At 54.7% G+C, this 24,250-nt stretch carries 23 protein-coding genes and 2 pseudogenes; 11 read left to right on the top strand and 14 right to left on the bottom strand.

The annotated features are described in order from the left end of the window. Positions 1 to 22: 22 nt before the first annotated feature. The 3 genes from MIM_RS02185 to MIM_RS02175 all read right to left on the bottom strand — a co-directional run bounded on the left by MIM_RS02185 (position 23) and on the right by MIM_RS02175 (position 2,760). A complete protein-coding gene (locus MIM_RS02185; protein WP_025371124.1) occupies positions 23 to 1,387 on the bottom strand; it encodes an MFS transporter in 1,365 nt (454 codons plus the stop codon). Positions 1,388 to 1,484: 97 nt separating this feature from the next. Further along, positions 1,485 to 2,264 carry a carboxymuconolactone decarboxylase family protein gene (locus MIM_RS02180; RefSeq protein ID WP_084458893.1) on the bottom strand — a complete coding sequence of 260 codons (780 nt, stop codon included), beginning with the start codon at positions 2,262 to 2,264 and terminating at the stop codon, positions 1,485 to 1,487. Beyond that, positions 2,242 to 2,760 (bottom strand): (R)-mandelonitrile lyase, encoded by a 519-nt coding sequence (locus tag MIM_RS02175; protein ID WP_025371122.1) that lies wholly within the window; start codon positions 2,758 to 2,760, stop codon positions 2,242 to 2,244. The genes MIM_RS02180 and MIM_RS02175 overlap by 23 nt, the downstream gene beginning before the upstream one ends. Positions 2,761 to 3,015: 255 nt before the next feature. Here MIM_RS02175 and MIM_RS02170 point away from each other — a divergent pair, with 255 nt between their 5' ends. Further along, positions 3,016 to 3,945, top strand: a complete 930-nt coding sequence (locus MIM_RS02170; protein ID WP_025371121.1) for a LysR family transcriptional regulator — start codon at positions 3,016 to 3,018, stop codon at positions 3,943 to 3,945. 351 nt (positions 3,946 to 4,296) lie between these two features. After that, positions 4,297 to 5,259: a tripartite tricarboxylate transporter substrate binding protein gene (locus tag MIM_RS02165; RefSeq protein ID WP_025371120.1), complete on the top strand. Its 963-nt coding sequence runs from the start codon at positions 4,297 to 4,299 to the stop codon at positions 5,257 to 5,259. Between the two features lie 44 nt (positions 5,260 to 5,303). On the opposite strand, the pseudogene MIM_RS02160 reads toward MIM_RS02165, so the two are convergent. Next, positions 5,304 to 5,798 (bottom strand): annotated as a pseudogene (locus tag MIM_RS02160) (integrase); the annotation flags it as partial. Positions 5,799 to 5,927: 129 nt separating this feature from the next. Between MIM_RS02160 and MIM_RS02155 the strand changes: the two are divergent. Then, complete coding sequence (locus MIM_RS02155) at positions 5,928 to 6,203, top strand: putative quinol monooxygenase (protein WP_025371118.1); 276 nt, start codon at positions 5,928 to 5,930, stop codon at positions 6,201 to 6,203. Positions 6,204 to 6,295: 92 nt separating this feature from the next. Here MIM_RS02155 and MIM_RS02150 read toward each other — a convergent pair whose 3' ends face one another. Further along, on the bottom strand, positions 6,296 to 7,054 hold the full coding sequence (locus tag MIM_RS02150; protein WP_025371117.1) for an anti-sigma factor family protein: 759 nt from the start codon (positions 7,052 to 7,054) through the stop codon (positions 6,296 to 6,298). Next, positions 7,051 to 7,584: a sigma-70 family RNA polymerase sigma factor gene (locus MIM_RS02145; RefSeq protein ID WP_042070838.1), complete on the bottom strand. Its 534-nt coding sequence runs from the start codon at positions 7,582 to 7,584 to the stop codon at positions 7,051 to 7,053. The genes MIM_RS02150 and MIM_RS02145 overlap by 4 nt, the downstream gene beginning before the upstream one ends. Positions 7,585 to 7,791: 207 nt before the next feature. Between MIM_RS02145 and MIM_RS02140 the strand changes: the two genes are divergently transcribed. Further along, positions 7,792 to 8,895 (top strand): catalase family peroxidase, encoded by a 1,104-nt coding sequence (locus MIM_RS02140; RefSeq protein WP_025371115.1) that lies wholly within the window; start codon positions 7,792 to 7,794, stop codon positions 8,893 to 8,895. Then, the gene (locus tag MIM_RS02135; protein ID WP_025371114.1) at positions 8,892 to 9,446 is read left to right on the top strand and encodes a cytochrome b; all 555 of its coding nucleotides are present in this window, start codon (positions 8,892 to 8,894) and stop codon (positions 9,444 to 9,446) included. Before MIM_RS02140 ends, MIM_RS02135 begins: the two co-directional genes overlap by 4 nt. A 4-nt stretch (positions 9,447 to 9,450) precedes the next feature. Here the strand turns inward: MIM_RS02135 and MIM_RS02130 are convergent, their stop codons facing one another. After that, positions 9,451 to 11,859, bottom strand: coding sequence for a membrane-bound PQQ-dependent dehydrogenase, glucose/quinate/shikimate family (locus MIM_RS02130; RefSeq protein ID WP_025371113.1), 2,409 nt, complete (start codon positions 11,857 to 11,859; stop codon positions 9,451 to 9,453). A 340-nt stretch (positions 11,860 to 12,199) separates the two neighbouring features. Between MIM_RS02130 and parS the strand changes: the two genes are divergently transcribed. Together parS and MIM_RS02120 are read left to right on the top strand one after the other, a co-directional pair. After that, positions 12,200 to 12,628, top strand: a complete 429-nt coding sequence (parS, locus tag MIM_RS02125) for a type II RES/Xre toxin-antitoxin system antitoxin (RefSeq protein ID WP_052342370.1) — start codon at positions 12,200 to 12,202, stop codon at positions 12,626 to 12,628. Continuing rightward, positions 12,628 to 13,095, top strand: a complete 468-nt coding sequence (locus MIM_RS02120; RefSeq protein WP_025371111.1) for an RES family NAD+ phosphorylase — start codon at positions 12,628 to 12,630, stop codon at positions 13,093 to 13,095. The genes parS and MIM_RS02120 overlap by 1 nt, the downstream gene beginning before the upstream one ends. A gap of 165 nt (positions 13,096 to 13,260) precedes the next feature. Here MIM_RS02120 and MIM_RS02115 read toward each other — a convergent pair. Continuing rightward, a pseudogene (locus MIM_RS02115) lies at positions 13,261 to 14,012 on the bottom strand (AAA family ATPase). Between the two features lie 360 nt (positions 14,013 to 14,372). Here MIM_RS02115 and MIM_RS02110 point away from each other — a divergent pair. Then, on the top strand, positions 14,373 to 14,639 hold the full coding sequence (locus MIM_RS02110) for a hypothetical protein (RefSeq protein ID WP_025371110.1): 267 nt from the start codon (positions 14,373 to 14,375) through the stop codon (positions 14,637 to 14,639). Positions 14,640 to 14,788: 149 nt separating this feature from the next. On the opposite strand, the gene MIM_RS02105 is transcribed toward MIM_RS02110, so the two are convergent. After that, a complete protein-coding gene (locus MIM_RS02105; protein ID WP_025371109.1) occupies positions 14,789 to 15,739 on the bottom strand; it encodes a LysR family transcriptional regulator in 951 nt (316 codons plus the stop codon). Between the two features lie 192 nt (positions 15,740 to 15,931). Between MIM_RS02105 and MIM_RS02100 the strand changes: the two genes are divergently transcribed. Next, the gene (locus tag MIM_RS02100) at positions 15,932 to 16,639 is read left to right on the top strand and encodes a pirin family protein (protein WP_025371108.1); all 708 of its coding nucleotides are present in this window, start codon (positions 15,932 to 15,934) and stop codon (positions 16,637 to 16,639) included. 174 nt (positions 16,640 to 16,813) lie between these two features. Here the strand turns inward: MIM_RS02100 and MIM_RS02095 are convergent, their stop codons facing one another. The 5 genes from MIM_RS02095 to MIM_RS02075 form a co-directional block, all read right to left on the bottom strand. Continuing rightward, on the bottom strand, positions 16,814 to 17,782 hold the full coding sequence (locus tag MIM_RS02095; RefSeq protein WP_025371107.1) for a TauD/TfdA dioxygenase family protein: 969 nt from the start codon (positions 17,780 to 17,782) through the stop codon (positions 16,814 to 16,816). Between the two features lie 60 nt (positions 17,783 to 17,842). Further along, entirely contained in the window at positions 17,843 to 19,075 is a 1,233-nt protein-coding gene (locus MIM_RS02090) for an ABC transporter substrate-binding protein (RefSeq protein ID WP_025371106.1), read from the bottom strand. 42 nt (positions 19,076 to 19,117) lie between these two features. Next, positions 19,118 to 19,828 (bottom strand): ABC transporter ATP-binding protein, encoded by a 711-nt coding sequence (locus tag MIM_RS02085; protein ID WP_025371105.1) that lies wholly within the window; start codon positions 19,826 to 19,828, stop codon positions 19,118 to 19,120. Further along, on the bottom strand, positions 19,818 to 20,738 hold the full coding sequence (locus tag MIM_RS02080; protein ID WP_144084573.1) for an ABC transporter permease: 921 nt from the start codon (positions 20,736 to 20,738) through the stop codon (positions 19,818 to 19,820). Before MIM_RS02080 ends, MIM_RS02085 begins: the two co-directional genes overlap by 11 nt. 67 nt (positions 20,739 to 20,805) lie before the next feature. Continuing rightward, positions 20,806 to 21,768, bottom strand: coding sequence for a TauD/TfdA dioxygenase family protein (locus tag MIM_RS02075; RefSeq protein ID WP_025371103.1), 963 nt, complete (start codon positions 21,766 to 21,768; stop codon positions 20,806 to 20,808). Positions 21,769 to 22,113: 345 nt separating this feature from the next. Here MIM_RS02075 and MIM_RS02065 point away from each other — a divergent pair, with 345 nt between their 5' ends. After that, positions 22,114 to 22,827: a nitroreductase gene (locus MIM_RS02065; protein WP_025371102.1), complete on the top strand. Its 714-nt coding sequence runs from the start codon at positions 22,114 to 22,116 to the stop codon at positions 22,825 to 22,827. Next, complete coding sequence (locus MIM_RS02060; protein WP_025371101.1) at positions 22,824 to 24,200, top strand: CoA transferase; 1,377 nt, start codon at positions 22,824 to 22,826, stop codon at positions 24,198 to 24,200. The genes MIM_RS02065 and MIM_RS02060 overlap by 4 nt, the downstream gene beginning before the upstream one ends. Positions 24,201 to 24,250: the final 50 nt, after the last annotated feature.

The following is a 24,250-nucleotide window of genomic DNA, read 5'->3' as shown; positions in this document are numbered from 1 at the left end:
ATCGAAGGTGTGAGTATTTGCCTCAAGTGGCTGAGGATGAAGGTTGTAAAAACAAACTGGCCAGCGCCGTGAACAGCGCAACGCCAGCGGCAAGAAATAAGCTTTGATGCACGCCGCTCATAAAGTTGGTCGATTGCGCCAGCAGTGCGCCGAATATCGCAACCGCAAGTGCTCCGCCCATCTGACGACTGGTGTTGAAAACACCACTGGCTGTACCCGTCAACATTGCCGGCACGCTGTTTAACAACACCGAGGTAACAGGCGGCGCAACAAACGGCCCCGCTATGCCGACTAACAGCATGAGTACAGCGATCAGCCAGACGGGTGCCGATTCAGGCAACATGGCAACCGCAGTCAGCCCTATGGTCATCGACATCAATCCGGTAAAGATCATGATCCGGGCACTGAAACGTTGAACCAGATGTGCACTGAAGGGGGTGAAAACAAGACCGATCAGCATCATGGGTAAGAAAGCAACCCCTGTACCCATGGCCGACAGCCCGCGATATTGTTGCAGATACAGGCTCATCACAAACGGCAGCCCGAAATAGCCCACCATGAAGGTAAAACCAATGACGGTTGCTATTTTTGCATTGCGTGAACGCATCAGCTCAGGCGGTATCATGGGGTGCGCTCGCAATCGCTGCAGAACAAAAAATGCGCAAATGGCAAGCACCGTTATGATGAGTGAAATAAGGACGGAAGGTGCTGCCAGCCCTTCGCTACCCACCTCAATCGCGCAAAAGGTGAGCGCACCCATTGCCAGTACTGCAGCGACCAGTCCCCATCCATCAAAGGGCGCGATGCGAGGGATGGAAGGTCTGGTTCGCGTCAGAAAAGCCAGTGCGATAAGCCCGACAGGCAGGTTAATAAAAAATATCCAGCGCCAGTTGATCAACGTTAACAGACCGCCGATCACCGGGCCCGACGTGGCCGCGACCGAACCGCCCAGCGCCCACATCGCGATCGCTTTACCACGCGTGATGGGATCCGGATACGCCTGACGGATTAATGCCATGGAAGACGGCATCATGACCGCCGCCCCTAATCCCTGACAGAACCGGGCTGCAACCAGCATCGGCAGGCTCGGAGCCAGTCCACATGCAATCGACGCCATAATAAAGACAATCAACCCCAGTCCGAAAGCCCGCCGGGCACCGATTCTATCGGTCAGCACACCGGCAGACAACAGAAAGGCAGCGAACAGGAGTGTATAGGAGTCAACCACCCATTGCAGGCCGCTGACCGTCGCAGAAAATTCTTTACCCACAGTGGGTAAAGCCACATTAACAACCACTGCATCCAGGGTAATAATGAAAAAGCCAAGTAGGGAGGCAGCTAATGTTGATCCCGCACTGCCGTCATTCGACGTTGTTTTATTGGTCATGAAGTAATCACAAATGTTATTCCGCAGCCGCCAGACGCAGCTTGAGCATTGCCGCTACGGATGTAGAGCGAGATCAGTGCATTCTCTTGCGGGAAGCCTATCCTTGGCTGACGCCAAGGTGCCTGTCAAGCGCAGCACGCGTGCGCTGGGCAGCATCTGCGTCTACCTGTTCGGACAACACATCTGCCACCTGGCCTAGCTGCTCTTTGGAAATACCCACGTTCATACTGATTCGCAGATGAGATTGAAGCTGTGAATCCACACCGGAGAGCGCCGCCAACGCGCCAACGGTCGCCAGTTCACGGCTTTGCCAGTCCAGATTGTCGCGCGCAAAAATATCGCCAAAGAGATGTGTTTTCAGATAGACACCAATGGCTGGTGCAAAATCGAACAAGGCTCCGGTGACGGGTGCGCCGGATAGTTTGGTCTGATTCGCCGTGCCCTGCGCCAGCAGTTCCTCACCAACCGGGATCGCGCCCGGTTCGCTGCCAACCTCATCCTGAATGCCGCGCTGCTTGCGGTCATTCACCACTTTCATGAACTCGCCCAGTGCATTCAGGCTACGAGGAAAACCAGCGTAAGCATAGAGCTGAACCAGAATCTCCTTGATATCATTAACGGCCAGCCCCGCATCCAGTCCCTGGACAAGCGCCTCGTTCAGTTTTACCAAGTCGCCTGTTGCCGTGAATGCTGCAATAGGAATGATTGACAACTGCTTTTCTGTCAGTGCCTGATCTTTATTCATTGCCTGAACCTCGTCAGAAGGGGTGGCGAGCACCGGCGCCTGATGCAGCGCCAGCCCCGTACTAAGAAACAATGGCAAGAGCATAGAAGCCAGCCTGCCCGAGCCGGTTTTATTGCGCGCTGTATTGCTCATCACTGACCTTCTCCATCCAATCAACGTTCTTGCCGTTTTCCGTACCTGTTACTGCAATGTGCGTCATCGCTGTGGTTGCTGCTGCGCCATGCCAATGTTTAACGCCGGGCGGGCACCAGATCACGTCGCCCTCTTTGATCTCCTGTACTGGCTTACCCCATTCCTGGGTCAGTCCTGTACCGCCTATGACCACCAAATGCTGGCCTTTAGGGTGGGTATGCCAGGCGGATCGTGCACCGGGCTCGAATGTCACTTTACCGCCAGACGCGTTAATCGCCTCATTCGCGGGCCACACCATCTCTACGCGAACAGTGCCGGTAAAATAATCAGAGGAACCGGCCGACACAGCTTGCGTGCCTGCCCGGGTGATTGTTTGTTCCGCTTCCGTTTTTTCCGCAAGAGGGTCGGCATCGGCGGCCAGGCCAGGCCAGGCCAGGCCAGCAGCAGGCTGCATGCAGGCCATACACATCATTGTCCTGAACATAGAGATTTTCATAAAGAATCCTTTCAAAATTTGATATCCGATATTTCGTATTTCAATTGAAAAAGTCGCGAGTTCGCATTCACTTAGCCACTTGATATCAACTGGAAAATCGGATGAAATAGGCATTTTCCAGAAAATGCACTAATTAACGGAAATGTCAGCTGATAAGCCAAACGCGATATCGAATGTGGAAATATCAGTATAAATACCTATGAATTTCATGGGTAGACTGCAAAATACGCATGCCGTGGTGTGTATAATTCACCAATCATGAAAGAAAATCTTAATGATCTGAAGATTTTTGTCGCTGTCGCGCAGGCGCACAGTTTTACCCGCGCGGCGGCTCAACTGGGCCTGTCACGCTCCGCACTCAGCCACGCCATGCTCGCCCTGGAAGCCAGACTGGGCGTCCGGCTTTTTATCCGCACCACGCGCAGCGTTTCAACCACCGATGCCGGCACCCGCCTGCTCAGTACCATTGCCCCCCATTTAGACGGGATTCAACAGGGGCTTACATCCCTGACGTCCTTACGTGAAAAGCCGGCAGGCACGGTGCGGATTACCGCGCACGACCATGCAATCACAACTGTGCTATGGCCTCGTCTTCAGCCGCTACTGCGCGACTACCCCGACGTTAAGATAGAACTGAACGTTGACTATGGGCTCACAGATATAGCGGCACAAAGCTTTGACGCAGGCGTACGCTCCGGCACCCGGGTTGACAAGGATATGATTGCAGTGCGCATCGGCCCGGATTTGCGCATGGGTGTCGCCGGCTCTCCGGAATATTTTCAGGGAAAATCCTTACCGGAACTGCCTCGTGACCTGACCGACCATAGCTGCATCAACTTAAGACTTCCTACGCATGGCGGGCTTTATGTGTGGGAGTTTAAGAAACAGGATATCCCTGTGAACGTGCGCGTTGACGGTCAGGCGATTTTTAATAACACTTTTCTGATGCTGCAGGCGGCTCTGCAAGGCGTGGGGCTTGCCTACGTTCCATTCGATATGATCGAACCGCATGTAAAAGCGGGACGCCTGGTATCTGTGCTGGAAGACTGGTGCCCGCCTTTTCCGGGCTACCACCTGTATTATCCTTCTCGTCGCCACGCCTCACCGGCACTTAATCTGGTTATAGAGGCGCTTCGATATCGGCCACAGGGGGATGAGCGGGCGCGGACGGGGGAAAAGAAATAATGATACTTATACGGAATAAGTCCGAACGTTCCTTAGGCATTAGATAAGGTTCGCCAGCACCGGGCTTCTTCAACCTAGCTTCTCAGTGATGATTGCATGACGCTTTGGGCTCACTCCCTCTCCCCATTATGGCTACCTCTCCATGCCTCCTTCATTTTCTGCAGTTCAGATATTCAATTTCCCTGCATTGTGACGCGTATGGCGTCCACGTATTATTGACCGCTAGTTCAAACATAAAAATTGTGGACGTCGCCGCGCATACCGGCCTGGTTATTTGATACACGCGAACCCGCCCGGTCGCGACTTGCCGGCTAACGCGCACTGCCTCCACAATTAAAAAAGGAGAGACGGATGAAGTTCAGCCATATGGTTTTGGGATTATCGTGCCTGGTGACAGGCCTTACTGTTCAAGCACAGGAACATGTCGCGGGGTATCCCCAACGATCCATATCGCTTTCAGTACCATATGGTAGCGGCGGTTCTACAGATGGCATAGCCCGGCAATTTGCCAGACTTTTAGAGGCCGAGCTGGGTCAGCCTGTCGTCATCCTAAACCAGCCCGGCGCGACCGGCACCCTGCAAATGGGCAATCTGGCCCGTGCGAAACCAGATGGGTATACCATCGGGTTTTACTCGTACAGTACCGCGACCTTCACCTCGCAGTTGTTAAAGGTGCCGTACAAAAGGGAGGATTTCGAATTACTGGGCGGCGTGGCCGAATTCAGCTATGGCATAGTGGCCAGACCCGATTCGCCTATCAACAATATCAACGATATGATCGCCAAAGCCAAGTCTGACGCCGGCGTGTTTTATGGCGTCACCGGCGCTCCGAACAATTTCCCCTTTTTGCAGCTGCAAAAGGTGACCGGAGGCAGGTTTGATCAGATCACCTACAAGTCGTCAGCAGAATCCATCAATGCGGTTATCGGTGGATTTGTTGACGTAGCCTTGCAGGGACCTTCTGAATACGTTGAGCTGGTTAAGGCCGGCAAACTCAAAGTCGTCGCATCTGCAAGCAACTACCGGCTGCCATGGTTTCCAGATACACCAACAATCAAGGAACAGGGGTTTGATTTCGGTATCACGGGTATCATCGGCATAGCCGCGCCCAAAGGCATTCCCGAAGATGTGAAAAACAGGCTTCAGGCAGCCATTCACAAAGTGGTCTCCAGTAATGAGTATGGGAAATTTCTGGTCAACCGATTCGGTATCAAAAGCTATCCGGCGAGCGCAGCGGAATTCTCAACATATATAGACGATGGCTATTCCATTATGAAGAACATGATCACGACTTATGATATTAAGGGGCTATAACGTAAGTCATTCGATACTCACACCATACTCACACCACACTCGCCTCAAGGTGTGTTCACGCTCAGCACATTGAACACAGCCCGTGCCATCTCATCGATCGAACCGAGCGTCACCGCATCCACTGGCGAACGTCCGCCCAGGCTTTCCAGCGGTTCGGATAGAGCGCGGTAAACCGTCCAGTTGTCAATATTCTCGCTTCCCTGAAGCACTGTTTGGGTTAACTGCTGCCTTACAGGGTCCAGTTGCCAATCAGGTAATTTCCGGCCGCGCGGCCCTATGTTGAGAGCCAACAATCTGCGAGCATCGATATCTTTATAGATTTGTTGCCGCGACTTGTTCGCCAACCTGGCGTATTCCTGCAGAGGCAGATTGTGCGCCTGACCAAACGCTTCCAGCTGTATGACGCGGCCGCGCTGAATGTCAGTTTCTTGAGGCACCCAGGGTTTGTCGGCACGTGAAGCAGAAGCCTTGCGTGTCAGGGTGCGCTCGATCGGATCTACTTCCAATCTCGCGGGTAGCTTCACCGCTAGTTGGCGCTCGCATACACCTACATATAACCAACGCTGTGCGCCTTCACAAGGCCCAGCTCGCCAAACACGATAAAATCAGCGCCACCGGCATCAGTCCGGCAACAGCGAACTTTAACCTTGTGAGAAACAGGAGTACACGTGATTCAACTGAGTGGCAAACTAATCTGCAAAACCCTTGATGAATCCGAATCAGTCCGGCGTTTCCTTCCCGAACACATCCGCCTGACAAAAAACGAACCCGGTTGCGTCAGTTTTGTAGTGCAGGCAACCTCAGATCCCTTGATCTGGACGGTCGAGGAATTGTTTGCAGATCAAAAAAGCTTTGACGCCCATCAGGAACGAACAAAAAAATCACGGTGGGCAGTTGAAACTGCAACGATTCTACGAGAGTACGAGATACAGGAAGTTGTTTAGTAGCGGACGGCCTGCGTCGCCCGTACTGCCTCATTACGATTGTTATGGAAATGGCGATGGGCATGGCGGCATATCACAAATGAGAAAACGTATCAGCCAGCACCATTCATCACAATTGCACGACTGCCCACCAGCGCATAGTTGTAGCCCTGATCTGACCAATAGCGGGTAAGCAGCGATCCTTCCTGACGTTGCCCCTCTGGCAGCAGTTTATTCCCCGGGCCGGGCGGCCGGATATAGAACCCGGTTTGCTGACCGGCGTCATTCCTGTATAGAACAACGGCGGCAGGGCCCTCCTCGGTCACAAGCATACGCGCCGAAACCGGGCGAAAGCCGCTGGAACTCAGGTCTGGGAGCGGTTGCGCATTTGAAAAATTGGCAGCCACCCATTGCTGCAAATCCGTCTCGGTCGCCAGTGCATCGGCGCGCAAAGCCGGATTATCCGTAAAGACGCGGTATGCCTGGATAGCGTCCTGCATGGGCAAGGGGCGAACGGCCAGATTCAGCTGTGATGTAGCGCCGGGGCCCAATTGCCAGCCCGACAGGCCGCCAATGCAAAGGGCGACGAGCACGCTGGCCGCCAGTTTCCAGCGCATGCTGGCGCGTTCCTGCAATCGCAGGCGAATCATCGCCGGGTCCAGTGCAGGGTTCAGCGGTGCCGTCAAAGGCGGCTCGGCTGCATCCCATGCCGCCTGCAACTGTGCGGCGTCTTTGCGCCAGGCGTCAAGCTCACGTGCCTCTTGCGGATGCGCGGCAAGATAGGCGGCCATCGCCTGTTGCTCTTGCGCGTTCAATCGTCCATCCACATAAGCGTGACGCATTCTTTCGTCTATGCGTGGTTCATTATTCATTTCAGTATCCTCAGATGTGGCCTTGATTCGCCATCGCTGGCATCGCGCAGCGCACCACGCGCCCGCGACAGTCGGGACATAATGGTGCCCAGCGGCACATCAAACATATCGGCAACCGCCTTGTAGCTGAGCCCGTCCACGCTCACCAGCCATAACAGGGTTCGCTGCGCTTCCGGCAACTGCTCAAAGGCCTGCAACGACGCACGGGCCTGCACATGGCGCTCTGTGGATGGTGCCTCATCGGTTTTGCGAAACCATTCCAGCAAGCGTGCATAGCGTTTAGCGTGGCGTTTGCTATCAATGAACTGTCTGTACAAAATCGAAAACAGCCAGGCGCGCAGATCCCCTTCGGGCCTGCGCGTATGCTGGTATTTGAGGGCACGCTCGATGCTTGCCTGTACCAGGTCGTCTGCCGCGTTCGGGTCTTTGCTCAGCCACAGTGCAAAACGGTACAACCGCGGCAACAGCGCACGCAGCGATGCATCGGATATGTCATCCGTGATGGTGCCTTCGCCGTCAATTTCCGGCATCAGCGGTAAATCCTCTGTGCTGGGATCATATTGCCTGTCCTCGTGGTTCAACATGTGTGGTTTGTTCATACTCTGCCCGGGTGATTGCAAACAATGCACGGCTCTTGTATGACGCTTGTCATTGAATATTATTCCATTCGGGAATAAAAAAAATACACAGCCGTCTATATCCACATGTGCAACAGGCTGCAAGGCCAGGAAAATATGATGCAGGAAAACAAAGAACCCCGTCCGCCCGGGATGACTACCGGGCAAAAACTGTTACGATTTGCCGCTATCGGCGTTGCCGTGCTGGGTCTTGGCGCCGCCTTTGGCTATACCGGAGGCTGGCTTGGTCCACAGCGCCTGACTGCTGATCGGATTGCCAATACCTTCGAACCCGGCGGCAAGCGCCACCCAGGGTTTCGCCGCAATCACGCCAAAGGTATCTGCGTGACCGGGCATTTCGCAAGCAGTGGCCAAGCGCAGGCGCTGTCGAGCGCACCACTGTTCGCGCCAGACACCACCACCCCATTGGTCGGACGTCTGGCCCTACCGGGACCCAACCCCTATGCACCGGATTCCAGTGTCCCCATTCGCAGTTTCGCATTGCGTTTCACCATGCCCGATGGTCAGCAGTGGCGCACTGGCATGAACAGTATGCCGGTTTTTCCGGTTTCAACCCCGCAAAGCTTTTATGAGCAGCAACTGGCGGGGGCACCCGATCCAAAAACGGGCAAACCGGATCCGGCCAAACTGAAGGCTTTTTTTGCCGCCCATCCGGAAACCGCCACGTTTCTTGCGTGGGTCAAGACCGCACGCCCATCGGCCAGCTTCGCCACGGAGGCCTATTACGGTCTTAATGCATTTGTGTTTATCAATGATAAAGGTGTACGGCAAAACGTGCGCTGGCGTGTGGTGCCTATAGATGCACCCGTCGCTGCAGATGCGACGCCGGAACATGATCAGAACTATCTGGATAAGGATTTGATGACCCGCCTGTCTGCCGGACCCTTGCGCTGGCGCCTGATGGTAACGGTTGCCGATTCCGGCGACCCAAGCAACGACGCGACCAAACAGTGGCCCGATTCACGCAGGCAGGTAGAGGCTGGCACGATCGTAATTGAAAAAAGCCAGACCCAGGATCACGGACCCTGTCGCGATATCAACTTTGATCCTACTGTCCTGCCGCAAGGGATGGCCATTTCGGACGATCCCCTGCTGCCCGCAAGATCCGCCGTATACGCGACCTCGGTTGACCGGCGCACCCGCGAAGGCCTGAGCAGCCCCGCCCTATCCTCTTCTACCCATTCATCGGAGCATGCACAATGAATCAGTCTGTTGATCAAACACAGGGAACGCATTTCAGTCTGCCCGCCAGAGTGCTGCATTGGCTGATGGCCGCAGGCATCCTGGCGATGCTGTTTATCGGAGTGGGGATGGTTGCCTCGGTGTCGGAGCAACACACCTGGTTGCTGACCATTCATAAGCCATTGGGCGCCACGCTGCTATTGCTCGTGTGCTTGCGGCTTATTGTGCGTCTGGTGAAGGGTACGCCGCCATTACCGGCAGATTTGCCCGCATGGCAGAGATCCGCCGCGCTGGCTTCGCACTGGTTGCTTTACCTGTTGATGTTTGCGATGCCGCTCATTGGCTGGGCAATGGTGTCGGCCAGCGGCACGCCCGTCACGCTCATTGGCGCCTGGGCGCTGCCAGCCATTGCGCCGGAAAACGCGGGCGTGTTCGCAGTATTGCGCGCCGCCCATCGCTATCTGGCCTACTTGCTGTTTGCCACCGTATTACTGCATTTGGCGGCCGGGTTGTTTCATGGGTTGATCAGGCGCGATGGCGTGTTGAGATCGATGTTGAGCAATCGCGCCTGAACTATTATTTTTTCAACCGAAACGCCACCACCGCATCGCCCTGCTGAGTACCCAGTGAACCATGACCACCGGCTGCGATAATCACGTACTGCCTGTTATCCGCTCCCATATAGGTAGATGGTGTCGCCTGAGCACCGGCAGGAAGCTCTTTTTCCCACAGCATTTCGCCTGTATTGATGTCATAGGCACGGAAGAAGTTATCTGCCGTTGCGCCATGGAATACCAGGTCACCTGCGGTCGTGAGCGGACCACCGTGTGCCACCATGCCCATAGGGAAACCAATGGGGAAGCGCATAGGCAGGAACGTGGTTTGCAGGTTTTTGGTATTGCCAATACGACGCAACCAGGCTGTTTTACCAGTGGTCAGATCCACGCCAACCATACGACCCCATGGAGGTGCAATGCATGGCACACCCAGGCTGGAAGCAAACTGCCGGATCTGCGTTGCGTAGGTACCTTCAAAGTTCTCGTTCCAGTACGGAGTATCTTCCTTGGTAAACAGACGCTTGTCTTCTGTACCGGGGGTACGTTTGATGAGATTGTATTTGTAGGCCAGACGAACCGGTGCGCCGATCAGGATTTGACGCTCAGGATCAATCGCCACCGAACCCCAGTTGAAAGCACCGATATTGCCGGGGAAAATCAGCGAGCCGGTTTCGGTCGCCGGTGTCCATGGGTTACCGTCGTAACGCAATGAATGGTACTCAATACGGCATGCCATCTGATCAAATGGTGTCATGCCCCACATGGATTTTTCCGTCAGCGGTTCAGGGATGAAGTTCAGTGCAGACACGGGTTGCGTTGGAGAATACGTTTCTCCTGTCAGACCCTGTGTAGAGACATCCACCTGTTTGATCGGATACACGGCCTCGCCGGTCAGGCGGTTCAGCACGAACAGATTGCCAACTTTGGTGGGCAGGATGACCACAGGCTGTTTTTTACCCTGGTAATCAATATCCAGCAATGACGGTTGTGATGGATTATCTCGGTCCCACAAATCGTTTTTGGACGACTGGAAGCTCCATTTGAAGGCGCCTGTTTTCAGGTCGAGCGCAACCAGCGTATCGCGGAATTTTTCGGTATTGCTGTTCTGGTCGCGCTGATCGCTCAGCAGATCGGGGGATGCATTGCCGAACGGCACATACACGATACCATTCCTGGTATCTGCACTCAACGTTGCCCAGGCGACAGGTGTATCCTGAGGATACGTTGCGCCTTCGGCTATTGGTTGCGTGTTGTCGGGATTCGCCGGATCAAAATTCCATACCAGACGGCCCGTCGTGGCGTCATACGCACGAATCACACCTGAGGGATTGCCTTTGTCGTAGCCATTATCCATGACCGAGCCGCCGACGATGACCAGATTGCCGGCCACCAGTGGTGCGGAGGTTTGCATCAACGCATGAGGACGCACTTTTCCCATATTGGCATGCAGATCAACCACACCGCCCTGGCCGAAGTCTTCGCAGAGTTTGCCGGTATCCGCATCCAGTGCAATCAGACGGGCATCTGCCGTCGCGCTCAGGATACGTTTGCTGCATGCTGCTGCCTGCGCAGGCGCGACCGCGGGGGTAGATTCTGCTGGCGTTGTGTTGGCAACAGCGGCCACCGCATTACGATCGTAATAGCTTACGCCACGGCAGGTCTGGTGCTGCTGCAGATACGAACGATCTTTTTCGGGAGCATATTTCCATTTCAGCTCACCGGTTTCCGGATTCAACGCGTGCACTTCGTTGTGCGCAGTGCATAAATACACCGTGTTGTTCACCTTCAGCGGAGTGGCTTCGAAGGTGTATTCGCTGGCATCTTTGTCCTGACGCAGGTCACCGGTGTGATAGGTCCAGGCCACTTCCAGATCGCCAACGTTGTCTTTTGTGATCTGCTTGAGTGCGGAAAAACGCAGTCCGTTATCGGTACCGCCGTAGGCGGTCCAGTCATTCTGCGCAACTTCGACATCTGCAGGGTTGCGATTATTCGCCAAAGTACCCTGTTGCGGATAGGGATCGTAGAACATCATGCCGATCACAAGTGCAATAGCGAAAATGACCGTGCCACCCAGGAACGGATGAAAAGAACGGACCTTGCGCGCATTCTGTGCTCTGGACAGGGGGCGCACCACCCAAGGCAGTGCGAGCCAGAGTCCGATCAGGCCGATAATATCGCCACGGGGAATCCATTGCCATTTATCGAAGCCGACTTCATAAACAATCCACCCCATCACGATCCACATGATGACGGCGTAAACGGACAAGGCAACAGCCCGTTTCATGAACAACAGAACGGCTGTAATCAGAAGACCGATAGACAGGATGGCATAAAACGGCGAACCGCCGACCAGTACGAGCTTACCGCCCATATAAAGCATCGCGAGCCCGATAATCGCGATGACAAGGCTTGTTAATTTATTAATCATGATGGTTCCTTGCTGCTGGATTCATTGCGGTAACAATTAACGGTTCGAACCATTGTGGGTCGGTAACGTCCGTATAATCCGGCAGCATACATTGCAATTGTGAAAATTGATGTGAATATCATACTCTTTGTATGGTGATTTTTCTCTTTAAAAAAACAATAACCTTGAAAAATCAACCAATTCAGAATGCTGTCAGAAAAAACGTATATATGGAGGACTAGTTGATCCACGTACCGTCGCTGGTAGCTGACAAAAAGCATGTGCAATTGTATAATTCTTTTGAGACTATTAAAATATTCAAATGAACATCATGAAAGCTCAGCGCACTCTAAGAGAACCCATGCAAACCTCTGCCCCACCGTCTTTCTGGTGTCTGGCGCATGGTCATGCGAGGATGAGCGAGGAACAACGCATTCAATCCATCATGACAGGTTTGAGTGTATCTTGGGCCACTGCGGCTAAGCTGACGTTTGGCATGTCAGCCACAAATATCGGTCGCTTGCTTAATCTATCATTATCAACTTATGAACGCCGCAAAAAAGATGAGAAGCCTCTGGACTCCGTCGCATCGGAACGCTTGGACAGACTGGCTTCGATTGCGATCCTTGCCGAAGAGGTTTTTGAAGATAAACAAGAAGCGACTCGATGGCTGGCTACACCTAACGACGCGTTAGGCGGAAACAGTCCCGTCATGCAGTGCGAGACAGAAATAGGAGCGAAACAAGTTCGCCGCGTCCTGAACGCAATCGAATGGGGTGGAGTCGTTTAATGCAGGCTTGGCGTGTAGCAAAAGCGAAGCGGGCAACCGATTTGTCTGGTCACGGTGCGGCGATTGAAGGAGGTCGCTGGAACGACATAGATGTACCTGCCGTTTACATGGGGATGTCACCGGCTATCTGCGCACTTGAAACATTCGTGCATACAAGCGCCCGCCCAAATACCCCGTTGAAAATAACCTGCTTTGAGCTCCCGAACGATCCAAGCTTATACCTAGAGGTTAAATCACAAATGCTGCCCATTGGGTGGGCCTCAATGCCCGCAGACAGAGCCAGCATGTCGTTTGGAACAAAGTGGTTGAAATGCGGAAGTCAATTGGGACTCATTGTCCCCTCGGTAGTGCTTCCGCTGGAACGCAATATTGTACTCAATCCGTTGCACCCAGCAATTGCGAGCGTGCAAGTTTTGAAGGTCTACGACTTTGCTTACGACGAAAGGATGTTTTACCAACGAGGCTAGGCGTGTCCCGTGAATTCCCTGCTGCTCTTTTCTCGTATTGGCATGCTGGAAAGCAATACACAATACCCGTCAAAGTTCTGCGTAGGCCGCTCCATACTTTGATAGGTGGCGAGTAAATCCGACAGATCGTTAATACATCGTCATCTGACAGTCCCTCTCCCCACTTCACTCACCCATCAAAATATCCAGCATGCGTTGCGGATTCGCCAGAAAATTACGTGTGATATTAAAGTGATCGGTGTCTTCGTATGCAATCTTGCTGATGCCCGACTCATCAAACTGATAGATATCCGCATCAGGGTATGCCATCAGAATCGGCGAGTGGGTAGCGATCAGAAACTGCGAACCGCCCTGCACCAACTCGTGCATACGCGCCAGCGCGGCAAGCTGGCGCTGTGGCGAAAGCGCTGCCTCGGGCTCATCAAGAATATATAAACCTTTATCAGAAAACCGATGCTGCAGCAGGCTCATAAAAGACTCTCCGTGGGATTGGGCATGCAGAGAGCGGCCACCGTAAGATAGCTTAATCGGTGGGCCGGCTGTCGGATCCTCATCCAGGTTTTCTATTTCACTTGCAACATTGAAAAAGCTTTCAGCGCGCAGAAAAAATCCTGTTCTGGGCTTGGGAAAGCCTCTGGCAATTCTCAAATACTCATACAGCACAGAGTGAGAGGGATGGGTATTGAAACTGAAATTTTTGCTGCCGCCTTCTGCATTGAAACCCAACGCAACGGCAATGGCTTCCAGAAGGGTAGACTTGCCCGAACCGTTTTCACCGATAAAAAAATTATTTTCGGATGAGGATTCAGCTGCCTGAACTGCACAATGGCCGGCAAAGAGAACGGGTACGATTCAAACGACGGAACCTTATCGCGCAACAATGTGATGCGACTGACAAATGGAGAACGAATAGACATGGGCATGGACGTTTCAATGGAACGGCAAGAGCGCCGGTGGCAGCCATAGCGACAGTCTAACCTGCCAAACCGATATTAGGTTGTTCATACGATGCTGCGCGACAGCAACCTCCCCAGACAATCAAAGAACGGGGAGTAGACTTAAACCGCGTGACGTGATAGTTTATGCCAAATATGGAATTAGGAAAAATCAATAAGCATATTTATCTCTTATTGTTCCATATTTGGAATTCATAATTCTGAAATATCTATTTTTCTATCGATTTCAGAAGTCCATAATGAACTCACTGAAAACTGCAGTGCATCAATACTGATCAACACACCGCAGATTTCTACCGATCAATTATGGAGTTAATAATCATGAAAAACGTACTTGCTTCTGTTCTCGTTGGTGCCGCTTTTGTTGCCGGTTCCGCCCATGCAGCTGGTTTTGGCGATAGCCAATATCCCTTCCCTGAAAACGCAGTCAGCCCCGTGCAGCAAAATCTGATCGTTGATCAAAGTGGTACCAGCGACTCATCTTACCCTGCCATTCGCGTACAAAGCACCGACAGCCGTGCCAATGTCCAGCGCGAACTGGCTGACTATCAGGCAGCACACCCTGTCGACGAATACCTGGGCGACTAAGCAGCAAACGCATCAGTTTATTGCAACTGACATCGCATAAAAGAAAGGCCATATTCCGCAACGGATATGGCCTTTCTTTGGTTGAAAATATTACCTGCCTCGGTTGCTTTCCTCAGTTGTGTTCTGCGAATGCGTCTTTTAACCGAATTCTAAGGCAGCCCGGCCATCACCACTTTGATATCTGCAATCCGATATGCAGCATTACGCTTCATAACCTGGCTGAAGACATCAATAAACGCTCTTGTGGCTGGCGATAGCAGGCGTCGCCCGGGCGTAACGCACCACACGATGGCTTCCGGTGAATGCCAGCCCGGCAAAATGGGTATCAGCGTACCGTTTTCCACAAATGGTCTGGCCATGGGCTCGGGCAAGCCTCCTATCCCCAAATCATTGAGCGCCATGATCCGCTGCAGCCCCAGAGAATTTGAGCTGAACATACAAGTGGCTGGTGACCCCTCCCAGTAATCAGTGCCCCGACTCAACCGCCAGCGCCGGGTCTCACCCACACTGTTCATCAGCAACAGTCCTCGATGTTCCTTCAGATCTGCCGGCTCTTGTGGCGCGCCATACTTGCTGATATAAGCCGGACTGGCATACAGCGCGGTGACCAGCGTCGCCAGGCGACGCGCGACCAGACTATTGTCATCAGGCAAAGTGGTTGCCACGCGAATGGCGACATCGAATCGCTCGGTCAGCAAATCCACCCGCCTTGCAGATAGATCGAGTTCCAGCCTCACATTCGGATGCTTCTCCGAAAACAAAGGCAAAAACTCAGCAAGCGCATGTTCAAAAAAATCGGGCGGAAATGACACACGCAATGTACCCTGGGGCGTTGCCTGACGGTTCAGGGCAAAGGCCATGGTGCATTCAGTCTCATCCACCATGCGGCGGGCGTGTTCCAGAATTTCACTGCCAAACTCGGTAATCACCAGCTTGCGCGTGCTGCGCGTGATCAGGCGTTCCCCCAGCTCCGTTTCCAGTCCGCTGATGCGGCGTGACAGGGTGGACTTAGGCAGGCCGAGTCGCTCTGCTGCGGCAGAAAAACTACCGGAATCCATGACCTGAGCGAAAAGGATCAGATCGTTTGCATTGAGTGTCATGAGGGTTTCGATTGTTCCAGATAGAGGAAAAAGAGTTCCGAATTTCGGTCTACAGAATCCGTAATATACCCCATACAATAACACTATCAGCGATGCAACAGAAGGCGTACAGCATTCAATGCAGATCCATTGCAAACGCAATCGATCGATAGCCTTTGACGCATCCTAATCCATTTTCAGGGAGAGAATAAAATGCTTGAAATCAGAAAAAGTGAAGAACGCGGCGTAGCTGAACACGGATGGCTCAGTTCACGCCATTCATTTTCCTTTGGCGGCTATTATGATCCCGCCCATACCGGGTTCGGGCCACTACTTGTCATCAATGAGGACCGAGTACAGGCCGGACGCGGATTCGGCAAGCACGGTCACCGCGACATGGAAATTATTTCATATGTACTGGAAGGCAAACTCGCGCACTCTGACAGTATGGGCAATGGATCAGCAATTGGCTATGGTGATGTGCAGCGGATGAGTGCCGGGACCGGTGTCATGCATAGTGAATACAATCACTCGCCCGATCAGCCAGTGCACTTTCTGCAAATCTGGATCGAGCCGGACCGTACCGGTATCGCACCGGGCTATGAGGAAAAGCACTTTGCGCCTGCAGAGAAAAAAGGCCGCCTGCGCCTGATTGCCTCTCCCGAAGGGGAACAGGGCTCGGTACTGATCCATCAGAATGCACGGATATATGCCAGCATCCTGAATGCCGATCCGACCGTGACTCACGAATTGGCAGCCGGGCGCGCCGGCTATGTTCACGTGGCTAAAGGCACTGTGACCGTCAATGGCCGGCAGTTGCAGGCGGGCGATGCACTGAAAATCACAGATGAAAAATCGGTGGTCCTCGAAAACGGCAGCGATGCAGAAGTGCTGGTGTTTGATCTGCCCACGCAGCCGTAAACGTCAGGTGCACAAACCAGGCGCCACGTAATGACAAGCCACCTGATAACAAGCCACCGATAGAAAAGCCACCGATCCGCCAGGAGGAGACAATGGCAGGATCGGTGGTGAAAAGGTTAAAGCAGAAAAACTTATCATGCAGACCGTCGACAGCGCATTTTACGCAAGTGCATATCAGTCTGCGCGATGGGCCAGTACCGGATCTCCTTCAATGGCCTCCGATGACGTACCGTCAGGCCCTACCGGAATATCCCCCACCAGAGTGGTGCGATAAAGCTGGCGATCAAAGGTCGTATCAAAAATATCGACCGGCGGCAGATGGGCTGTGGACCGGTTGTCCCAGAACGCAATTGATCCAGGCTCCCATTTGAAGCGTACCGTGTATTCCGGTCTAATCACATGTTCAAACAACAACTGCAATAGCTGCTCGCTTTCGCGCGGCGCAAGGCCCACCACATGCTTGAGGAACGACGGGCTGACATAAAGCGCCCGTTCACCGCTCTCAGGATGCACGCGTACCAGAGGATGATGGCTGACCAAAGGCCGTTTGCTGACATCCCGTTCAAATGCGGTCTTTGCCTGTGCGCCTTCCGGCGGCGCAAACCGGTGCTCACCGAAGAGCGTATCAACGAACGCCCGCAACGTTGGCGACAAGCCACGATAGGCGGCGACCAGATTAGTCCATTGGGTATCGCCCGAATAAGGCGGAATGGTAACGCCTCGCAGAATGGAGGCAAATGGCGGATTCACGGCTGCCGTCACATCCGTATGCCAGCCGGTCCATGGACGCACCAGGCGCTGGCCGTCGAAGCGATTCGCCTTGCGATTGCGGCCCACCGAATAGATCTCAGGATGCCCTTCTACATAGCCGAAAACCGGATGACCAACCGTAAGCTGACCAAATTGCCGACTGAATGCAACGTGCTGTTCATGGCTCAGGTACTGGTTACGAAAGAAAATCACTTTCCACTTGAGCAGTGCGGCACGGATGGCGGCAGTCTGCGATTGCGTCAGGGTAAAGCGCAGGTCCAGGCCATCTATTTGCGCGCCGATATGCGCGGTGAGCGGCGTAATGGAAAACTGCGGCCTCGCTGAGGGCTTAGCGGCGACTTGTGTCTCTGTTGCTTCAATTACATATGACATAACAAATCCTTTTAAATGATTGAACTGCTGCAACCGCAGTTCATCGAACGTGCTGCATATTCATGGCGCCACCCGGGTCGGCTGAGCGAGCGCGACGGGCGTTGTATCGGATTTGACACCCGTGATCGCTGCAGCCGCTGCCGATGCGCTCGCCGGTGTCGGCGCGCTTTGCGCTGAAATCACCGCGTGCTGGTTGTTCTCAAGCTGCTTAGGTACAATGCCGTCCAAACGATTCTGGCTTGCGACAATATCGTTGAATCGCGCATCCAGAAACGGAGCAATCGTTACCTTTTTCTGCAATGCACCGGTTTCGTACAGGCCGTCAGCAATTTGCTGATAAACCTGGCTGAGTCTGTTTTCTATCGGGTAGTAAGTGCCCAGGCCCGATTTGTCATACAGATATTTACCCTGTTCATACGTCAGCCCTTGCTGCTTTACGTAGCTTGCGTTGATCCATTGCTCGGCATTGCGTTGCTGCCAGTTAAGCACCTGCACCGCACGCCGCGTCAGATCGGCCAGCGCCTGCACTTTGGCCGGATCATCCAGTACGGATTGACGCGTTACCAGTACATTCAGACCCCAGTTGTGTCCGGTGCCATCTTCAATAATCGGCGGACTGCCCAATCTGAACAATTGCTGTCCCAGGACGATAGCAGCATCGACCGAGCGGGACGCAAACGTAGGCGCCACTTCCGATCCAGCCAGTGCAACACTGCGGATGTCCTTACGTATATCCAGCCCGGCGGAATGCAGGATACCGCTAAGAATCATGTGCCGGCCCGTACCTGGCGGATAGGCAATGCTTTTACCGGCCAGATCGGTGGCATTTTTGATATTGCTGCCAGGTTGCGCCACCAGAAAAATATTGCCGGGACTGCCCGGATTGGCAATGGCAGCAATCACCTTAAGATCCTTCACGCCCGCCGCCAGCGCAATCGGCAACGGCGCTTCACCAATGAAACCCACATCCACCGCTCCAGCCACCAGCGCCTCCAAAACCGCCGGCCCGCCGTTGAAATTGGCAAAGTTAATGTTGTATGGTGCATGCTCACCCAGCCCGGATATCTTCCAGGGAACGGAAAACTGATCGTTCTGTTCGGCAACAACCAAACGCACCCCGGCGGGAACAGCATCCTGCAGTTTCCGGGCAAAGTCTGCCTGATCGTCATTTGGCGTCGCGGCGAACGCCGGCAGGCACACGCACACCAGAGCTCCCGTAACCGCAAGGCTTCGTGTCCGGGCGATAGTTGTGGAACGAAAACGGCTTATCTGGCCGAAAATTGACAATTGCATAGTGACCTCTCCGTATCAACGGAATTCAAAAAATCAGCCTGTTCAGGCTTGTGCCACGCCCAGTTCCTGCAGCAAGGCATCTCGCAACTGATCAAAGCGCGGGCTGTTGCGTCGCACCGGATCGTCAATGCCTACGTGCTCGTCAAATGAAATACTGCCGTCAGTCAGCACCAGCACGCGATCGGCCAGCAACATTGCTTCGTCTACATCATGCGTGACCAGCAACACGGCCGGCCGATGCCGTTCATATAAATTGCGCAACAGCACATGCATGCGCAAACGCGTCAATGCATCAAGCGCACCGAAAGGTTCATCCAGCAAGAGCAGTTGCGGTTCGCGCACCAGTGCCCGGGCCAGTGCAGCGCGCTGCGCCTCGCCACCGGACAGTGTTCGTGGCCAGGCTTGCGCGTGACGTGCCAGCCCCACCTCATCCAGCGCCTCGGCCGCACGTTGACGTGTAGATCGGTCCTGCGGTAAACCAACAGTCACGTTGCGCAAGACGCGCTGCCACGGCAGCAGTCTGGGATCCTGGAACACAATCGCGCGTCTGGCCGGCACGTGCACCTGGCCGCTGACATCCGCATCCAGCGCCCCCAGTACGCGCAAAAAAGTGCTTTTACCTGAGCCGCTGCGCCCCAGCAGCGCCACAAACTCGCCCTGCCCGACAGTGAGTGACAAACCGTCAAGCACCTTACGGGAACCGAATAGCTTGTCCAGGGATTTAACCTGGACAGCAGCAGGATTACCGGCCATCAAACACCCTCCGCCATTGCAGCAAGCGTGATTCCAGATACCGCACCAGACTGAGCGAGAGCAGCCCCAGAATGGCGTAGACCGCCAATAACACAAAGATAATATCGACCCTGAAATACTCGCGCGCATCGGACATCATCCGGCCCAGCCCTAACGGCGCGTTAATGGTTTCGGCAAAGATTAAAGCAAGCCAGGCACTGGTCAGAGCAATCCGCAGCCCCACCAGAAACCCCGGCAAGGCTCCCGGCAGAATGACAGTCGTGATCATCTCGCGCCGTCGCACGCCAAATGTCGTAGCCGCTTCTATCAGCGCAGCATCGACATTGCGAATGGCACTGTACGTATTGATATAGATGGCCACCAGTACGCCCAGCGAAATAAGGATGATTTTTGAGTCCTCACCAATCCCAAACCACGCAATCAATACCGGTAACAGCGCAAAATTGGGCACCGCGCGCAGGATTTCCATATTCGCATCGACGATGTTTTCGCCGGCACGCGACAGGCCACTTATCACAGCACCCGTCAGACCAATGGCAAGGCCCAGCCCCAGCCCAGCAAGCACGCGCTGCAGCGAAGACCATAAATGCGTTTGCAATTCACCTGAAGCGAGCAAGGCATAGGCCGTACTGATCACGGTATAGGGCGCCGGTGTCGTGCGCGCATCGAAGACCTGTGCAGAACTGAGCAACTGCCATAGCGCCAGTAACAACACCGGCCCGAGTAAACGTTGAACCGAGCGAGGTATGCGACCAGGTGGTTGATGCGTCTGCGCAATGACCGTAGGGTCAACCAGCCCTGTCGGCTCCGCAACGCGAGGCACATGCAGATTTGCCGGCGGTTGCCGGCTCAGCAGTTCAACCGGGTAATCAGCCATCGCAGAGACAATGCCGGAAGAAGGGGAAACCATGGTATTTACGCTCTCTTTGAGATTAAATCATCGTGTCGGCGCAATATGTCACCGCCGACACCCTGCTTCATGCCGCCAGGAACGGCTCGCCGTCAATCGAAGTGGATCGCTCACCCGTGGGGCCTACCGGTACATCGCCCACCAGGGTGATGCGGTGCAATACGCGAGCCACATCCAGATGCTCGAAATCACGCGGTGCCAGATGCAGCACCGCCCGGTTGTCCCAGAACGCAATCGATCCCGGCTCCCAGCGGAATCTGTCGGTATAGACCGGATTGGCAATGTGTTCAAACAGCAGATCCAGAATATGGCGGCTTTCCCGTGGCGATACGCCCACAATCTGCCGTGTGAAGGAAGGGTTGACGTAAATGACTTTTTCGCCGGTGTCCGGGTGTATTCGCACGACCGGGTGCACCGATGCCAGCGGTTTATTGCGCACCCATTCGCCGATTTTTTCGTTGCTGCGTTCGGCGTTCTGGCTGGCACCAAATCGATGTTCGGCGCGTAGCGTATCGATCAGATCACGCACCGGCCTGGACAGACCGCGATAGGCCGCGGCCACATTGGTGAAGTGGGTGTCGCCACTGAATTCGGGCACCACTTCCGCGCGCAGAATCGAATACGCCGGTGGATTGATCAGCGGCGTCACATCTGCGTGCCAGCCAGGGCCGTTGCTGCCTTCCTGCCGCCGATAGTGTTCGCCATAGCGTTTTTTGTAGGCATCGGGTGAGACCGTGTGAATTTCCGGAAAACCGCTAGGGGCCAGATCACCCTCATAAGGATGCCCTGGTGTGACGTCGCCAAATTGCCGGCCGAAGGCGATATGCTGAGCGTGATTCAAATACTGGTCACGGAAATACACCACACCCCATTTGTTCAGCGCACCGCGTATGGCGGCAATCTGTTCGCGGGAAAGCGGTTTGGTGAGGTTAACGCCGGTGATCAGCGCGCCGGTATACCCGGACTGAGGCAGAACCTGGATTTGTTGAGTAACGGGTAGCTCCCGGACCTTCAATGCTGTCGTGCTCATGGGACGATTTCCTTGTGGTGATTGAGTACTGCGATCCGGTGATATTTCAAACGTGATAACTGCTGTGCTGCGACGATCACCGTGGAACACAGTCTACGGAGCGCGCCCGGATTAGGGAACGTTTTTTTCGCGATAAGATAAGACACGATTCGCATTAGAATTTGTGGTCATGTTCAAATGCAGCGCCCGCAACGGGTCGAACAGGCCATCACCTTTGCTGCATGCGTGAACCAGGGCCGGACAGATTGCGGACAGGGAAAAAATGGTAAAGTGAAGTTGCCGTCGCTTGTGTTGATGGCTGCCTATTTCAACTGACATCCATGTCCTACAACCAGACGAATGCCCATGAATAGCCGAGACCCTTACTTCGACAACGATACCCTGCAGGCGATCCTGACGCGCAAGAGCGTACGCGGTTTTTTACCCGATCCGGTGTCCGCCGAAGACATCCGCACGATCCTGCATGTCTCGGCCCGTGCGCCCAGCGGCAGTAACATCCAGCCCTGGAAAGTCCATGTGGTGTCCGGCACCGCTCGCGACGCACTGTCGCAGGCGCTGCTGCAGGCGCATGAGAACGGCGAGCCGGAGCAGCGCGAATACCAGTATTACCCGGTTAAATGGCGCGAACCTTATCTGGCAAGACGGCGCGAAACCGGCTGGTCGCTCTACAACACACTTGGCATCACCCGCGAAGATAAGGCCGGCATGAAACGCCAGCACGGGCGCAATTTTGCGTTTTTCGATGCGCCGGTGGTCCTGTTCATCACGCTGGACAACGATATGGAAACCGGTAGCTGGATGGACACCGGCATGTTTATTCAGAACATCATGGTCGCAGCCCGCTCCCTGGGCCTGCATACCTGTCCCCAGGCAGCCCTGAGCAGCTATCCCGACATCGTTCGCCGCCATTTGCAGATTGCCGATGACCAGATCATCGCTTGTGGTATCTCCCTGGGCTACGAAGACACCCGGCATCCGGCCAACCAGTTTTCCACCAGCCGGCTCGAAGTTGACGAATTCACGGTCTTTCACGCTGACGTTCAGGAAAAAGCACCATGACCGATACCTTGCACCCATCCGACACCCCACAACCCAACCGCCTTCTTTCGGCAGTACTGCCCGTTTTGCAATTATCACCGCAGTATGTGCAACAGCATCTGCAACTGGGCGCGGGTAATTTTTTGCCGTCCAGTCTGCAGGTCAGCGAGCTGGCTAGCGGTGCCGTCGCTGCGGCTGCGCTGGCCGCCGCCGATCTGCGCCAGGCGCAAACGGTAAAGGTAGACCCGGCTCAGGTGTCGGTGGCCTTTCGCAATGATCAGTTGCAGACGATTGACGGTGAGCATGCTGCCGTCTTCAAGTCCCATTCGGGCTATTTTCAAACCCAGGATGGCTGGGTCCGGTTGCATGGTAACTATCCCCATCACCGCCAGCGCCTGCTGGATGCGCTTGGCCTGCCCGATGGGTGCTCGCGCGAACAACTGGCCGATACCCTCAAGCAGTGGCGCGCCATTGATGTAGAAGAAAAAGTCACGGCAGCCCAGGGCATCGCCGTCATGGTTCGCAGCACCGGGCAGTGGCAACAATCGACACAGGCACAGCAGGCCGCGTCGGTGCCGCTGTTATCCATTGATAATATTGCGGCGCGAACGCCCGTTCCATCCAGCCCGCAGCAGGGACGGCCGCGCGTGCTGGATCTGACCCGGGTGATCGCCGGGCCGGTCGCCACGCGTACGCTGGCCTATCTGGGCTGCGATGTGCTGCGGATTGACAATCCGGCCATGCCCGAGCTGCCGGTACAGCACGTGGATACCGGCGCAGACAAACGCTCTGCCCTGCTTGACTTGCGTGAACCCGAGGCATTGCACAGGCTGCATGAACTTCTGAGCACTGCGGATGTCCTGGTAACAGGCTATCGGCCGCAGGCGCTGGCTGCTTTCGGACTGGATAGTGAAGCGCTGGCTCACCGCTATCCTCAGCTGATTCACGCTACACTTTCGGCCTGGACCTTTGCCGGCCCGTGGGGTGATCGGCGCGGGTTTGACAGTATCGTGCAGGCTGCGACCGGGATTGGCATGCTGGAGTCCCGGGACGGCACCACGCCGGGCGCCCTGCCTGCACAGGCGCTGGACCATGCCACCGGCTATCTGCTGGCTGCCGGTATTTTGCGTGCGCTTAAATGGCGCAGTGAACAGGGCGGGACCTGGCGCGTACAGGCACATTTGCTGGCGACGGCCAACTGGCTGCTTGACCAGGGCACGGCCACCGACAAAGGCATAGCGCTTACCGATGTATCACGCTGGCAGTTCAGCCAGGCCAGCCCATCGGGCATCGTGACGCAATCGCTCCCTGCCTTTACGATAGACAGCCATGCGCGTTTTTCACAGGTTGGCGGGCTTTGGGGCAGTGACGATCCGTCCTGGCGGGCCAACTAGGGAACCAGACCCGACGCGATCCGACCGCTGTTAACGCACTTCTCACTGGC

Origin of the sequence: Advenella mimigardefordensis DPN7, from assembly GCF_000521505.1 — a bacterium.
Classification (GTDB): Bacteria; Pseudomonadota; Gammaproteobacteria; order Burkholderiales; family Burkholderiaceae_B; genus Advenella; species Advenella mimigardefordensis.
The sequence above is the reverse complement of the archived record's forward strand: the minus strand, read 5'-3'. Positions and strand labels throughout refer to the sequence as shown.

Excerpts from the sequence above, each read along its gene's own strand:
- MIM_RS02185 (WP_025371124.1), bottom strand. The coding sequence starts at position 1,387 with ATGACCAATAAAACAACGTCGAATGACGGCAGTGCGGGATCAACATTA.
- MIM_RS02180 (WP_084458893.1), bottom strand. The coding sequence starts at position 2,264 with ATGAGCAATACAGCGCGCAATAAAACCGGCTCGGGCAGGCTGGCTTCT.
- MIM_RS02175 (WP_025371122.1), bottom strand. The coding sequence starts at position 2,760 with ATGAAAATCTCTATGTTCAGGACAATGATGTGTATGGCCTGCATGCAG.
- MIM_RS02165 (WP_025371120.1), top strand. The coding sequence starts at position 4,297 with ATGAAGTTCAGCCATATGGTTTTGGGATTATCGTGCCTGGTGACAGGC.
- MIM_RS02150 (WP_025371117.1), bottom strand. The coding sequence starts at position 7,054 with ATGAATAATGAACCACGCATAGACGAAAGAATGCGTCACGCTTATGTG.
- MIM_RS02145 (WP_042070838.1), bottom strand. The coding sequence starts at position 7,584 with ATGCCGGAAATTGACGGCGAAGGCACCATCACGGATGACATATCCGAT.
- MIM_RS02140 (WP_025371115.1), top strand. The coding sequence starts at position 7,792 with ATGCAGGAAAACAAAGAACCCCGTCCGCCCGGGATGACTACCGGGCAA.
- MIM_RS02135 (WP_025371114.1), top strand. The coding sequence starts at position 8,892 with ATGAATCAGTCTGTTGATCAAACACAGGGAACGCATTTCAGTCTGCCC.
- MIM_RS02130 (WP_025371113.1), bottom strand. The coding sequence starts at position 11,859 with ATGATTAATAAATTAACAAGCCTTGTCATCGCGATTATCGGGCTCGCG.
- parS (WP_052342370.1), top strand. The coding sequence starts at position 12,200 with ATGCAAACCTCTGCCCCACCGTCTTTCTGGTGTCTGGCGCATGGTCAT.
- MIM_RS02120 (WP_025371111.1), top strand. The coding sequence starts at position 12,628 with ATGCAGGCTTGGCGTGTAGCAAAAGCGAAGCGGGCAACCGATTTGTCT.
- MIM_RS02110 (WP_025371110.1), top strand. The coding sequence starts at position 14,373 with ATGAAAAACGTACTTGCTTCTGTTCTCGTTGGTGCCGCTTTTGTTGCC.
- MIM_RS02105 (WP_025371109.1), bottom strand. The coding sequence starts at position 15,739 with ATGACACTCAATGCAAACGATCTGATCCTTTTCGCTCAGGTCATGGAT.
- MIM_RS02100 (WP_025371108.1), top strand. The coding sequence starts at position 15,932 with ATGCTTGAAATCAGAAAAAGTGAAGAACGCGGCGTAGCTGAACACGGA.
- MIM_RS02095 (WP_025371107.1), bottom strand. The coding sequence starts at position 17,782 with ATGTCATATGTAATTGAAGCAACAGAGACACAAGTCGCCGCTAAGCCC.
- MIM_RS02090 (WP_025371106.1), bottom strand. The coding sequence starts at position 19,075 with ATGCAATTGTCAATTTTCGGCCAGATAAGCCGTTTTCGTTCCACAACT.
- MIM_RS02085 (WP_025371105.1), bottom strand. The coding sequence starts at position 19,828 with ATGGCCGGTAATCCTGCTGCTGTCCAGGTTAAATCCCTGGACAAGCTA.
- MIM_RS02080 (WP_144084573.1), bottom strand. The coding sequence starts at position 20,738 with ATGGTTTCCCCTTCTTCCGGCATTGTCTCTGCGATGGCTGATTACCCG.
- MIM_RS02075 (WP_025371103.1), bottom strand. The coding sequence starts at position 21,768 with ATGAGCACGACAGCATTGAAGGTCCGGGAGCTACCCGTTACTCAACAA.
- MIM_RS02065 (WP_025371102.1), top strand. The coding sequence starts at position 22,114 with ATGAATAGCCGAGACCCTTACTTCGACAACGATACCCTGCAGGCGATC.
- MIM_RS02060 (WP_025371101.1), top strand. The coding sequence starts at position 22,824 with ATGACCGATACCTTGCACCCATCCGACACCCCACAACCCAACCGCCTT.